Source organism: Antarctobacter sp. (genome assembly GCF_965277915.1).
Lineage (GTDB): Bacteria > Pseudomonadota > Alphaproteobacteria > Rhodobacterales > Rhodobacteraceae > Antarctobacter.
In genome coordinates, this window is the sequence record NZ_OZ255849.1 from 623150 (window position 1) to 636398 (window position 13249).

10 protein-coding genes are annotated in these 13249 nt (G+C 62.2%); 5 read left to right on the forward strand and 5 right to left on the reverse strand.

Translation table 11 applies throughout. From position 1 onward, the window contains the following. The first annotated feature begins 3 nt into the window (after window positions 1–3). The 3 genes from xdhC to guaD are packed head-to-tail and all read left to right on the forward strand — an operon-like array spanning window position 4 to window position 3903. Window positions 4–885: a xanthine dehydrogenase accessory protein XdhC gene (xdhC, locus tag ACQY5B_RS03950; RefSeq protein ID WP_420326283.1), complete on the forward strand. Its 882-nt coding sequence runs from the start codon at window positions 4–6 to the stop codon at window positions 883–885. 42 nt (window positions 886–927) lie between these two features. Further along, window positions 928–2529: a xanthine/uracil/vitamin C permease gene (locus ACQY5B_RS03955; protein ID WP_420326282.1), complete on the forward strand. Its 1602-nt coding sequence runs from the start codon at window positions 928–930 to the stop codon at window positions 2527–2529. 51 nt (window positions 2530–2580) lie between these two features. After that, window positions 2581–3903, forward strand: coding sequence for a guanine deaminase (gene guaD, locus ACQY5B_RS03960; RefSeq protein WP_420326281.1), 1323 nt, complete (start codon window positions 2581–2583; stop codon window positions 3901–3903). A 120-nt stretch (window positions 3904–4023) separates the two neighbouring features. Here the strand turns inward: guaD and ACQY5B_RS03965 are convergent, their stop codons facing one another. Together ACQY5B_RS03965 and ACQY5B_RS03970 are read right to left on the reverse strand one after the other, a co-directional pair. Then, the gene (locus tag ACQY5B_RS03965) at window positions 4024–5544 is read right to left on the reverse strand and encodes a COG3904 family protein (RefSeq protein ID WP_420326280.1); all 1521 of its coding nucleotides are present in this window, start codon (window positions 5542–5544) and stop codon (window positions 4024–4026) included. A 213-nt stretch (window positions 5545–5757) separates the two neighbouring features. Beyond that, complete coding sequence (locus ACQY5B_RS03970; protein WP_420326279.1) at window positions 5758–7500, reverse strand: alpha-amylase family glycosyl hydrolase; 1743 nt, start codon at window positions 7498–7500, stop codon at window positions 5758–5760. A gap of 182 nt (window positions 7501–7682) precedes the next feature. On the opposite strand from ACQY5B_RS03970, the gene ACQY5B_RS03975 reads away from it, so the two are divergent. Beyond that, window positions 7683–8159 (forward strand): hypothetical protein, encoded by a 477-nt coding sequence (locus tag ACQY5B_RS03975; protein ID WP_305969550.1) that lies wholly within the window; start codon window positions 7683–7685, stop codon window positions 8157–8159. Between the two features lie 66 nt (window positions 8160–8225). On the opposite strand, the gene ACQY5B_RS03980 is transcribed toward ACQY5B_RS03975, so the two are convergent. Genes ACQY5B_RS03980 through ACQY5B_RS03990 form a run of 3 tightly spaced genes read right to left on the reverse strand, consistent with a single transcriptional unit; the run spans window position 8226 to window position 11353 of the window. Then, a complete protein-coding gene (locus tag ACQY5B_RS03980; RefSeq protein WP_420326278.1) occupies window positions 8226–8777 on the reverse strand; it encodes a TadE/TadG family type IV pilus assembly protein in 552 nt (183 codons plus the stop codon). Between the two features lie 12 nt (window positions 8778–8789). After that, the gene (locus tag ACQY5B_RS03985) at window positions 8790–9323 is read right to left on the reverse strand and encodes a TadE/TadG family type IV pilus assembly protein (RefSeq protein WP_420326277.1); all 534 of its coding nucleotides are present in this window, start codon (window positions 9321–9323) and stop codon (window positions 8790–8792) included. Next, window positions 9320–11353: a pilus assembly protein TadG-related protein gene (locus ACQY5B_RS03990; RefSeq protein ID WP_420326276.1), complete on the reverse strand. Its 2034-nt coding sequence runs from the start codon at window positions 11351–11353 to the stop codon at window positions 9320–9322. The genes ACQY5B_RS03985 and ACQY5B_RS03990 overlap by 4 nt, the downstream gene beginning before the upstream one ends. A 352-nt stretch (window positions 11354–11705) precedes the next feature. Between ACQY5B_RS03990 and ACQY5B_RS03995 the strand changes: the two genes are divergently transcribed. Beyond that, window positions 11706–13160 carry a Glu/Leu/Phe/Val family dehydrogenase gene (locus ACQY5B_RS03995; RefSeq protein ID WP_305969546.1) on the forward strand — a complete coding sequence of 485 codons (1455 nt, stop codon included), beginning with the start codon at window positions 11706–11708 and terminating at the stop codon, window positions 13158–13160. Window positions 13161–13249 lie beyond the last annotated feature (89 nt).

Consider the following 13249-nt stretch of genomic DNA (forward strand, 5'->3'; position numbering starts at 1 on the left):
CCGATGGCATCCGCAATCACGTCATTGGCGGAGTTCCTTGGCGCGGAAGGCGCAGTGATCCGTGTGGAGCTGACGCGGGTGCGCGGCTCTTCTCCGCGCGGCGAGGGTACAGAGATGTTCGTCGCCGCCTCCGGCCTCTGGGGCACGATTGGCGGCGGTCAGTTGGAATTCCGGGCCATCGAAACGGCGCGCGGGATGCTGCGTGACGGCGTTCTGAGCCGAACGCTGGACCTGCCGCTGGGACCCGAGATCGGGCAATGCTGTGGCGGGCGGGTCGAAATGGGGCTGACGCGGCTGCGCGCCTCGGACAGGCGCGCGGCCATCACCCGCGAGGCGCGCGCCAAGGACAGCCGCCCGCATGTCTACGTTCTGGGCGCGGGCCATGTGGGCCGCGCACTGGCCGACCTGTTTCAGCACCTGCCGGTCACCTGCATCGTCATCGACACGCGGCCCGAGGAAATCGCGCTCTGCACTGCGGAGGTCGACACGCGTGTCCGCGCGATCCCCGAGATCGACATCATGACGGCCCCGGCGGGCAGCGCCTTTGTCGTGCTGACGCATGATCATGCGCTGGACTTCCTGCTGACCGCCGCCGCTCTGGAACGCGGTGACGCGGCCTATGTCGGCATGATCGGCTCTGCCACCAAGCGGGCAAAATTCAGGAACTGGATGCACCGGAACTGCGAGGCCGGTGACATCGACACATTGATCTGCCCCATCGGGGCAAGCGGTAGCCGCGACAAGCGGCCCAGCCTGATCGCCGCCTTCGTGGTGGCCGAAGTCATGGCTGAATTGACCTCTGAACCTGCCGCGACCTGCCCAGAGCGGGCAATCCAGGCGGCCCGAAAGGGCCATCACCAAGACCAGGAGGGACTGACGGCCTGACACCGGGCCGTGGAGCTGGTCACATCGGAGGAGGAGACCGTCATGGACGGTGCAAGCTACACCTACAGGCTGTTCACACGCAGCGATTTCAGCGCCTTCTGGGCGCTGTTCACCGACAACCTCGTAAACCTGCTGATCCTGTCCGGGGTCTGCCAGTTCGTGTTCCAGATGCCGGCCGAGATCGTCTATGGCCGCATCGTGCCGGGCGCGGCGGTGGCCATCCTGGCGGGGGTCGCGGTCTATACTGTCATGGCGAAATGGGCGGCGACGCGACAGGGCCGCGACGTGACGGCCTTGCCCTACGGCATCTCCACCCCGGTGATGTTCGTCTATCTCTTTGGCGTCATTGGCCCGATCTACTGGGCGACGCAGGATCCGCTCCTGGCATGGCAGGTCGGCATCGGCGCAGGCTTCATGGGCGGGATCGTCGCGGCGCTGGGCGCCGTGGTCGGTCCCTTCCTCAAACGCATCACGCCGCGCGCGGGGATGCTGGGGACGCTTTGCGGGATCGCACTGGTCTTTATCGGGTCGGTGCCGCTGGCAGAGATCTTTGAAAGCCCGGTCATCGGCTTCACCTCGCTGCTGTTCATCCTCTGGGGGCTGATCGGACGCTTTCGCCTGCCGGGCAACGTGCCTGCGGGGCTTGTGGCCATCGGCGCGGGCACAGTGATCGCCATCGTTCTGGGCGAGGCAAAGTTCGATTTCTCCGGCGTCGGGGCCTATCCGCCGGTGCCCTATCTCGGCGACATGATCGCGGGTATCCAGTACCTGTTCGCCAACCCGGAACTGTTCCTGGTGCTGATCCCGGTGCAGATCTACAACTTCATCGAGACGATGAACAACGTCGAGAGCGCCGAGGCCGCCGGGGACAGCTATCCCGTAGGTCTGTGCCAGGTGACGGACGGGGCGGGCACGATGATCGGCGCGGTCTTCGGCTCTCCCTTTCCGACCACGGTCTACATCGGCCACCCGGCCTACAAGCGACTGGATGCCCATGCGGGCTATATCGTCGGCGTCGCTGTCGTGATCGCCGCCGCTGCCTTTCTGGGCTTCCTGTCGTTCTTGGCCGGGTTGATCCCGATTGCCGCCGCCGCCCCCGTGCTCGTCTTTGTCTCGGTGAGCCTCATCACAAACACCGCATGGTCGATCAAACCGATGCACATGGCCGCCGTGTCCTTTGCCATCCTGCCGCATATCTCGGAGTTCCTGATGGTCAAATGGGGGTCGCTGATGAACGCGTTGCGCAATTCGGGCGTCGAGGGACTGCCCGCCTTGGGCGATGCGAACCTGACCGCCGCCCTGCTGATGGAAGGCGCGCATTACGAGGGGCACCTTGCGCTCAGCCAGGGGGCGATCTTGACCGGGCTGATCTGGGGCGCCATCGTTGCCGACGTGATCGACGCGCGGTTCCGCATGGCGGGGGCCTTTGCGCTGGCGGCTGCCGCGATGTCCTCGCTGGGGATCATCCACGCGCCGACCCTCCAGATGCCGCAGTTCGACGGGATCACCCTGGGCTACGTCATCATCGGGGCCTTCCTGTACCTCTACCCGCTCGTGGCCCCTAAAGAGGACCTGGAAGAGCGTGTGATCGTGCCGGATGAACCGGACATGATGGACGATATTCCGCCCGCGCAACGCGCCTGACACACCAGGGGGCGGCCTCAGAGGCCGCCCCGCCAACAGACGAGAAACCCCATGACAGAGACACTTCTGCGCGGCCGCATCCTGAGCTTTCACCGCGCCCCGGCGGATGGCAAGGATACCGACGCCTTTACCTACATCGAGGATGGCGCCCTGTGGCTACGGGACGGGATGATCGTCCGGCGCGGGGATTTCGACGAAGTGGCCAGGACGGCCCCCGGCGTGCCCGTGACAGATCACCGCCCGCACCTGCTGTTGGCCGGGTTCATCGACACCCATATCCATTTCCCGCAGGTGCAGGTGATCGCCTCCTGGGGCGCACAACTTCTGGATTGGTTGAACAGCTACACCTTCCCCGAGGAAACGCGCTTTTCCGATGAGGCGCACGCCGCACGCATGGCGACCGCCTTCATGGATCAATTGGTGGCGCATGGCACGACCAGCGCGGTGGCCTTCTGCTCGGTGCATTCCACTTCGGTCGATGCTTTTTTCACCGAGGCTGTGCGCCGCAACATGCGGATGCTGGGTGGCAAGGTTCTGATGGACCGCAACGCGCCCGATGGTCTGCGCGACACGCCGCAATCGGGCTATGACGACAGCACCGCGCTGATTGGCAGATGGCACGGCAAGGGGCGCTGCGACTATGTGATCTCGCCGCGCTTCGCGATCACCTCGACGCCTGAACAGATGGAGATGGCGCAGGCGCTGGCTCAGGAAAACCCGACGTGCCCGATCCAGACCCACCTGTCGGAAAACCGAGATGAGATCGCCTATACGCTGGAGCTGTACCCGCAGGCGCGCGATTATCTGGACGTCTACCAGGGCTACGGCCTGCTGCGAGGGAACAGCCTGCTGGGCCATGCCATCCACCTGGAACCGCGCGAGATCGACGCCTTGGCAGAGACCTGCGCGCATCCCGTGTTCTGCCCGACCTCCAACCTGTTCCTGGGATCCGGCCTGTTTGATCACGGCAGGCTGTCCGCGCGCGGGATCACCAGCGGGATCGCCACGGACGTGGGCGCGGGCACCAGCTATTCCATACTGCAGACCCTGAACGAGGGCTACAAGGTGCTGCAACTGCAGGGGCAGGCCCTGCACCCGTTGCAGGCCTTTGACTGGGCCTCGCGCGGGAACGCCGAGGTGCTGGGCATGGCCGACAGGATCGGCACGCTGGAGGAAGGCTCCGAAGCGGATATCGTCGTACTGAACGCCCGCGCGACGGAGGCGATGGCGCTGCGCATGGAACGCGCGGAAACGCTCGCCGAAGAGCTGTTCATCCTGCAAGTCATGGGCGACGATCGGGCGGTGGAAGAGGTCTATGTAGCGGGGCAGGCGAGCAAGTCGCCGGGCGCACACTCCGCCCGGGTGGCGGCTTGACCTGGTATCAGTCGCGTTGCATCTGGTCGTAGACCAGCGTCAGGGAGACGAATGCGAACTCAATGCTGGCGACATGTTGCCCCGCGCAGAACTGCAAGGGGCAGCAGGAAAAAACATTCCTCACCCGAAGTGGCGCACACTCACCCAGCCCTTTGGACCGTTCTTGATTTTGACCTGCCACCAGATAATGTCATCATCGAGACACTGGCGAAGCGCCTTCTGCGTCGGGTTCAGCGGGGCCCAATTTGTTACCGAGTCGTCGCCCCAAACCACTTCGTAGCTTTCACAAATGGATTTACATCTTGCGACGGCGTCGGCTGGTCCACTGAACTTGGGAGTTTCGCTGGCAATTTCGACCCATTCCAGGGTGATAAGTTTTCCGACGTCTTCTGAAATTGGATCCGGTGAGGCCTTGACTGACACATCTGTTGTGGTTGACTTGACGATGGCGCCAAAACCTGTAGACGGCGAGCAGTGTCCAACGATGTCCAATGCGAATTTCTGGACATCCTCTAGGGTTTCCTTTTCAAATCCGTCGAAATAATCTTGCAGATCTTTTAGGAGGAAATTGGAGGGAGCGAGAGAAATTAATTGGTAATCATCAAATCCTACATCAGCATCAATCCCTGAGTGACAAATGGAGTTTGGGAGGGCGCGCCTTAGTAGATTTGTTTCGTATGGAGAATCATACCCGCAGGCGCTAACATTCGAGTCGTCAATCCGGCAAAAGCGATCCGTCTCGAATCCCTGAATTTTAGTTTGTGCGCGAGCATGGACCAAGTACTGAACGTTGTGGGTCCAAGCGGGGTTTCGAAGCTGTTCATCTGTGTATGTGGAATATGGTTCCCGTTTGTCGTAGTAGACCTTCTGAACCCTTTCTCTAATTTCATCGAACGTCGGCTCAATCACGGGTTGATAGGGGCCGGAACTGCTCCAGTTCCAGAGATTGTCACAAGCAATCAGCACTTCTTTCATGCCGTATCGTTCCCGGGATCGAATGCCGTAGACGTCGATCATCCACTTCCCCGCCTTGTCAACGGTGTCGATATAAAAAAAGTTCTGCCCCTCATATATCATCATCTGGACAAGTATGTCGGTCGAGATTATGGGAATTGGCGAGTTTCGGTGAGTTTGCGACCCCAATTCCGTCAAGCGCTGCAATACATCCGTGGACAGGTCAAAACCTTGGCTTACTGCGTCCGCGCTGTACGTTTGCGTCTCGTCAACTGTCAGGCTGGGCCGATGGAAGCCAAGGGTGGCTGTGTAGTGCATGCGACGGTTGAATTCCCGCCCGTCCAAGCCTGTCTTCGTTCCGAACATGAACAGAACTGCACAGGCTGACAGGCAGGAGGTATCCTGACGCAGAACCGTGCCCACACCAAGGTTTCGAATTTCTTCGGCAAGCCGCAGCGTTTCGGCGATGCTTCCGCCCGGGCTATCCAGGCAGATGGTCTGCCCGCTTGTGAACTGGGACTCTTCCGGGTAGGCCTGTTCATAGGCATCGCGGAAACGATCCAGATCTCTGGGTTGAATCTGACCGGTGAGTAAGATGCCACAGTCGCGCCCCTCTACCAACTCGAAGTCAGCCGCGAAAAGTTGCATGGGGAAAAGGAAAAACAACAAAGAGAGAAATCTCGACATAATAGCCCTCATCGAATTTCTTGGTGATCGGAGTGTGACATTGGCTCCTTTCCAAGTCCAGTATTCCGCTCTGAAGTAAAGTGCCCCTGACGAGTCAGGTTGATCCAAACTTTGCCTTTCGCCGACATATAGTTGAGGCCGTCCGGCAAAGGATCGTTTCTGATTTTGAGATGGCTCGTCGCGATCAACCGTTAGGGTCGTCGCTCATCTCTCCTAACCTCTGTTGGTGATCCAGCGGCACTGGTAAGGGGCCAGCGTCACGCCGTCCTCCTCAGGATGCAGCGTCTCTCCAGACAGCAGGTCCACCCATTCCTCGTCCGCAATCAGGTTGAGCGACTTGGGCGGTAGTTCCACCTCTTCGGCGGACACATTGTGCAGGGCAAAGATCGACTGGCTGCGGTCCAGTGCTTGCCGCCAGACCGCAAAGACCCGGTCGTCCACGGAGAGCGTGAAATTCGTGGCGTTGGGATGGAACGCCGGTTGTTTGGCGCGCAACCGCAACCGGTCTGACAGGGCGGTCAGCACGCGGGACTGGTCGCTGTCCGGATCGGCCAGCTTTTCCCGCAATTCCGGGTAGTTCCAGCGATGCCGGTTGATCGCCCGGTTCATGCCGCGCCGCGCCACGCCCTCCAGGTCGTTTTCCGTCGCCAGCATGGCGTGGATGTAGAAGGCCGGGATGCCCTCCAGCGACATGACGATGGTCTGCGAGCAGATGAAGCGATCCACCTGCAGCCCGTCCTCGCCCTTGTAGGTGCGCTGCATGGCGGAAAAGAAGGTGGTGTTCAACTCGTAGACCGCCGTGCCGCCGCCGGGCAGTGCCCGCATCGAGGCAAGCCCGCCCGTCGCCTGGACCGTCTTGATCATCTGGGCGATTTCCTCGTCCGGCAACAGCCCCTCGGCGGGACGCATCCCGATACCGTCATGGCTGGACGAGAAGTTGAGATAGGCGCAGCCATGCGGGGCAGGGGGCATGGCCCGTTGCCAGTTGGACAGCGCCCGCGCATCGCCGGACAGCATCGCGTGCAGGATGAGTGGCGGCAGCGGGAAATTGTAGATCCAGTGCGCCTCGTTCAACTGGCCGAAATAGCTGAGGTTTTCCGTCTTGGGGACGTTGGTTTCGGTCAGCAGGACAATCGGTTCGGCGGCGAAATCCGCCAGCACGCGCAACAGCTGCACGATGGCGTGGGTCTTGGGCAGGTGGATCGAGGGGGTGCCCGGCTCTTTCCAGATGAAGGCCACGGCATCCAGCCGGATGATCTTGACCCCGGCATCGACGTGCAGCCGGATGATGCGAATGATTTCCAGCAGCACCTCGGGGTTGCGGAAATCAAGGTCCACCTGGTCGTGGCTGAAGGTGCACCAGACATGCTTGAGCCCGTTCGAGGTCTCGACCTCCTGCAACAGGGGCGTGGTGCGGGGACGGACCACGGCGGAGAGGTCGTCCTCGGGCGAGGCCTCGTAAAAGAACTTGTCGTAGGGTTCCTGGCCCTGCCGGTAGGCGTTGAACCAGGTGCCCTGGCTTGAGACATGGTTCAATACCAGGTCGGACATCAGGTGCCATTCCGCGCCGATCCTGCTGATGTCGGGCCAGTCCCCCAGCGTCGGGTTCACCTTGCGGTAATCCGTGACGGCAAATCCGTCGTCCGAGGTGAAGGGAAAGAAGGGCAGGATATGCACGCCGTTGACCACGCCCGTCATGTAGTTGCCCAGGAAATCGCGCAGCAGGTCCAACGGCTTGTAGACCCCGTCGATGAGGCTGTCGCCATAGGTGATCAGCACCGCGTCCTTTTGCGACCACAGCGAGTTTCCCGGCTTGCGGGCGCGTTTGCGGGCCGTCGCGCTTTCCGGCCAGAATGCCTCGATCACCCTGGTGGTCAGCTCATCGGTGTCACGGTCGGGGTAAATGCGCATCAACAGGGCGCGCAGGCGGTTGGAAAGCTGGGCGGGGGGCGTCATCGCGGATGGTCCGGCTGTGGTCATGCCACCCATATAATCGCGTCGTGCCCGGGCTTGGAAGCGGTGCGGGCCGTAACTGGCGCGATTTAAGGCCTTTTGCACGGATGTTGGGCGGGCTGGGGTCTTTCCCCCGGGCTGGACCCACAGTAGGACGGACCGGCGCAACCGCGGGAGGCCCGGAGATGGCAGAGGAAGAACTGGCACGCATCACGACATCCGCATCGCGCCGGGTGATCGGGGTCGTCTCGATGCTGGGCCTGGGTGGCCTGATGCTGTGGATGGCCTTCATGACGGCGGGGATGGCGCTGGGCTGGAAGGTCGTGCTGATTGCGCTGGGCGCGGGGGCGCTCTGGGCGGGGCAGGTGATGTGGCAGGCGACGGGGCATTCCCTAATCCTCACCGAAGACGCGCTGACCGACAGCGACGGCACCGTGGTGGCCCGTCTGGACGAGATCGAGAAGGTCGACCGCGGCATGTTTGCGATGAAGCCGTCGAACGGATTCATCATCATTCTCAAGGAACCGGGGAGCCGCGTCTGGCGGCTGGGCCTTTGGTGGCGGCTGGGCCGCAGGGTGGCCATTGGCGGCGTCACCGCCGCCTCGCAGACAAAGCCGGTGGCCGATATCATGATCCACCTGCTGAGCCAGCGAAAGAGCTGATCGGATAGCGAAGGGGCCACGGCAGATGCCGCGGCCCCTTGCTCTTCGGACAACCGATTGGGGTAATCAGGTCGGCTGCTCGAAGACGACTTGCGGTGCGTAGCGCGGGCGCGTGAAACTGTAGGTGCGGATCTCGAAAGTATCGAGGCCGACGCTGAACACCGGGCTGTAGTTGTCCCATGTCTCGACCAGGATCAGCTGTTCACCGTTGACGCCGGACGGCAGCTTGTCTGCATAGGCCGCCAGGTCCGCATCGGCGAGGCTGGGATAGTCGCCGCGTTGCTGCGACCAGCTCACCCGCCAACCGCCATGGCTTTCGCTGTATTGCACGATCGTGATGCGCAGGTCGCTCTCGGCGCCGCTGGTCTTGGTCAGGTTGCGCAGGAGGTGGCGGGCATTGGTCAGGTAATCCGGCGTGATCGCCCCGGTCTCGCGGGACAGCATGTCACCGATGACGTAGTTGGCCTTCTGGTTGACCGCTTGCTGTCGGAAGGCGTCGAAATAGGTCCATCCGACACCGAACAGGAACAGCAGTGCGGGAAATACGATCACTGCCTCGACGTTGACGAAGCCACGGGTGTCGCGCGCAAAGCGGGCAAGGAAAGCGGGAAGTCGCATGGCTGGATCTCCTCAGCTGGGCTCGTAGACGAAGGCAGAGGTCGACACGATGGCGGTATATCCCTCGGTGTCCTTGGGCAGGCTGGCGTTCAGCGTCGACGCGGGTGTCAGCGGGCGGAACTTGTAGCAGGCGCGCAGGAACATCATCTGGCCTCCGGCCCCGTGACTGAAATTGCGCTGGGGCGTCGCCTCCTGGCTGATGTCCGCGCAATCGGCCGAGGCCGGCGGGGCGACGTAGTTGCGCATGTCCAGCGGGATCATTTCCAGGTGCAGCGTCTCGTTGCAGCCGGGCAGGACCGTGGTCTTGGCACAGATCGCCGTCTTGAGCGCGTCATGGCTGGGCGCGGTCACGCCGATCTTCAGTTCGCGCACGGACTGGTCCAGGGCGCGCTCCAATTGGGTGTGGCGCACGGTGATCATGCCGATTTCGACCGCCGAGACGATGATGGCCACGAACAGCGGCACCCAGAGGGCGTAGGGGACAACCGCGTTGCCGGCCTCGTCGGACCAGAAGCGGCGCAGGGCGGGAAAGGACGCGCGGGTCATTGGGTCAGCCTCAGTTGGGTGATGGTGCGCGCTATACCTGCGAAGGTGTCATGCAGGTCGGCGCCTTCGACATCGAAGAAATGCGCGGGCGAGGAGGCGCAGTTCGACATGGCCTCCAGGCCGCGCGAGGGGGCTTCGAAACCGATTGCAAAAACCACGATCCCCTGCGCCTTGGCGGAGTCGCAGATCGCGTCCAGCCGCGCATCGGCGCTATTGGGGCCGGCCACCACCTCGTAAGGCTGCGAGATCGTATGGTATCGCGCGTTGCTGATGAAACCGTGGTTGACCGGCTGAGAGAAAAGGTAGCTTGCCGCGGCCTGCGTCCCGAACCGGTCGTAGAGTTCGATGTAATTCAGTTCGTGGACGTGATCGGGATCGCCACCAACCCCGTCAACCGTGGACTGGTATCGTTCGGACCAGTCGCTTGCCGTGCGGGTCCAGTAGTATTTCGCGATCTCTGTGCCGGTTGACCAGCTTGTGAAATCGAAGGTCGAATAGTTGTAGGTGCGTCCCGGGATCGTCTCGTGGTTCATGACCGGTCCCAAATCGGGCAGGGAGCCATTGGTGTCGTTGTTCACCCCGTAGTACAACGAAGTCCTGCCCGCCTTGACCGACGCGCCCATGAATTGCGCGCTGTCGGTCAGATCAGCGTCTGTCCCGATCAGGGTCGCGATTGCACCTTCAAGGAAATCGTCAACGTCCTTCGGGCCCCCGTCCGGGAAGCCTTCGATCTTGTGCGCGATGTCATGTATTCCGTCGTTGTTCGTGTCGAAGTAGAACACGACGTTCGAAATGTCTTTCGAATAGGTCGGGAAGTAGTCGGTGATATCCGTGCTGGTACTGTAGCGTTCCAGGCGGACCGAATAGTCATCGTCTGCGAATGTCTCTGTGCCCTTGGTGTTGACCCAGACGCCGGTCATCGCGCCGGGATCCTTCATGCTATCAGGCAGGTCGAATTGCGTGGTGTTTTCGCCATCCGTCATCACGACGATGTATTTCATCGTGTTGTTCACGTCGAAATCCACGGGGCGCGCGGCATTGGACACGGCGACAAGGCCATCGTCGGCCATTGCCTGAACTGCCGGGCGGGCTGCGGGATCAAGCAGCGCGGTGCCCCATTTCATGCCCACGTCGATTGCCGTATTGCCCCAGGCCTCGAGCGCGGCGATCTGCGTCTTCAGCTGGGTGGCATCGGAACTGTGCGGCACAATCGCGGCGTTGTCGCCGTCGCGGCACCATTGGTAGGGGGTGTGGCCCCCGGCGGTCGAACGTGAATAGGGGTCGAAATGGCCGACCTGTTGCAATGGTGTGTCGGGGGCAAGTGCCGTCGCCGCAAAAGATGTCGCGGTGAACTCGGCGCAGGCCGAATGGAAATGCTGGCGGTCCAGTGCGAAATACTGCGATACCGTGGCACCCATGTTGACGGTCGCGTTGTAGGGAATGACCGAGATCGAAACCCCCGTGTCGGTTCCGGGCGGCATCAGGATGTTGACGAACTCCTGTGCGGCGTCGCGCAGGTTGTCGATCTTGCTGTTTCTGCCCATCGACCCCGACACGTCGAGCACCATCGAGATTTCCAGGTTGGAACTGTAATGCTCGGCTGCGGCAAGGCCGGAAGAGTCCAGCGAATCCACGCCGATCAGTGACATGAAACCGGATTGGATCGATGCCTCGCCCCTTGCCGCCACGCGTTTCGAAGACAGGTCCTGTTCGATCTGCACCGTGGTCAGCGCGTCGCCCAACCCCATGACCGTGAGATAGTCGCGGACGACGGTCTCGGGCGCTTGCACGTTGTCGAGGTTGGCGGCGGCCAGAACCGCGCGGTCAAGCGTGTTCTGGACCTTGGTGCGCTTCAGTTCGGCATGCATCATGTCGACGCCGACGCCCCCGAAGATCATCATGACCAGCGATCCGACGATCGCGAGGTAGGACATGTTGCCGGATGTGTCGGCGGCAAAGCGGCGAAGCTCGTTTCGCAGGCCGGCGCCGCACGACGCGAGCGCCGTGAGGCTGGTGGTTGATCTAAACATTCGGACACCTTTCAACCGGGTCGCCACGGCAGCCCCGGAACGCCGTGGACGGATCAGATTTGATGACAATTTTATGCCATTTCAAAATGGCCAAACTTGGGCGGTCGTGGCCGAGTTTTCCCTGAACTCAAGGGGTTGGCGGGACAGTGCGAGGCGGCTTTGTGGCATTGTTTCACCTGGGCCGACGATGGTCCCGCAGGGGTTGTGGCAGGCCCTGCGGGCGACTCGGTCAAATCCGGGGTTGGGACACGGCCCATGCCGGGCTAGGCTGATCCTGCGTGCTCCCGTCAAGAGGAGCCATGCGCGCGGGGTGCGGCGCGCCCCGCGCGGACACTGGAAAGGAAGGAAACCCATGTCCGTCGTTACCGAGCGGCCCGCCGTGCCGTCCAATGAGCCGACCTTCAGACAGTCAGTCGATCTTATGTTCAACCGCGCGGTTGCGCTGATGGACCTGCCGCCCGGCCTGGAGGAAAAGATCAGGGTGTGCAACGCGACCTACACGGTCCGCTTCGGCGTGCGGCTGCGGGGCAAGATCCAGACGTTTACCGGCTATCGCTCGGTGCACTCGGAACACATGGAGCCGGTCAAGGGCGGCATCCGTTTCGCCCCCGAGGTCAACCAGGACGAGGTCGAGGCCCTGGCCGCACTGATGACCTATAAATGTGCCCTGGTCGAAACGCCGTTCGGCGGGTCCAAGGGCGGGCTTTGCGTCGATCCCCGCCAATACGACGAGCATGAGCTGGAACAGATCACCCGGCGCTTTGCCTATGAGCTGATCAAGCGGGACCTGATCAATCCCTCGCAGAACGTGCCCGCGCCCGACATGGGCACCAGCGAGCGCGAGATGGCCTGGATCGCCGACCAGTACCGGCGCATGCATACCACCGACATCAACGGCAACGCCTGTGTCACCGGCAAGCCGACCAATGCCGGCGGTATCCAGGGCCGGACAGAGGCCACGGGTCGCGGCGTGCAATACGCGCTGCGCGAGTTCTTTCGCCATACCGAGGACAAGGCCAAGGCGGGGCTTGCGGGCACGCTGGACGGCAAGCGCATCGTCGTCCAGGGGCTGGGCAACGTGGGCTTCCACGCGGCCAAGTTCCTGCAGGAGGAAGACGGCGCCCGGATCACCGGGATCATCGAGAGGGACGGTGCGCTGTTCAATCCAGACGGGCTGGACGTGCAGTCGGTGCGCGACTGGATCGTCCGGCATGGTGGAGTGACGGGCTATCCGGACGCCAATCATACCGCCGAGGGCGCACAGGTGCTGGAAGCGGAATGCGACATCCTTATCCCGGCCGCGCTGGAAGGGGTCATCAACCTTGGCAACGCGCATAACATCAAGGCCTCGCTGATCATCGAGGCCGCGAACGGCCCGATCACTGCCGGGGCCGATGACATCCTGCGTGAAAGGGGCGTCGTCATCATTCCCGACATGTACGCCAACGCCGGTGGTGTGACGGTGTCCTATTTCGAATGGGTCAAGAACCTGAGTCACATCCGCTTTGGCCGGATGCAGCGCCGCCAGGAAGAGGCTCGGCACGAGCTGATCGTGCGCGAGCTAGAGCGGTTGTCGGATCATTTGGGCGACAAGTGGTCAATGACGCCGGACTTCAAGGCGCGCTACCTGCGCGGGGCGGACGAACTGGAACTGGTGCGCTCGGGGCTGGATGACACGATGCGTATCGCCTACCAGTCCATCAGCGAGGTCTGGCACAGCCGCAAGGATGTCACCGACCTGCGAACCGCCGCCTTCATCGTGGCCATCGACAGGGTTGCGGCCAGCTATCGCGCCAAGGGGCTCTGATCGCGGCAAATGCACCGCAAGGGGCGGCCGGATCGGTCGCCCTTTGTGATGAAAGCCGACCGAACTTGTAGAAAATCATCTTCTTAGGC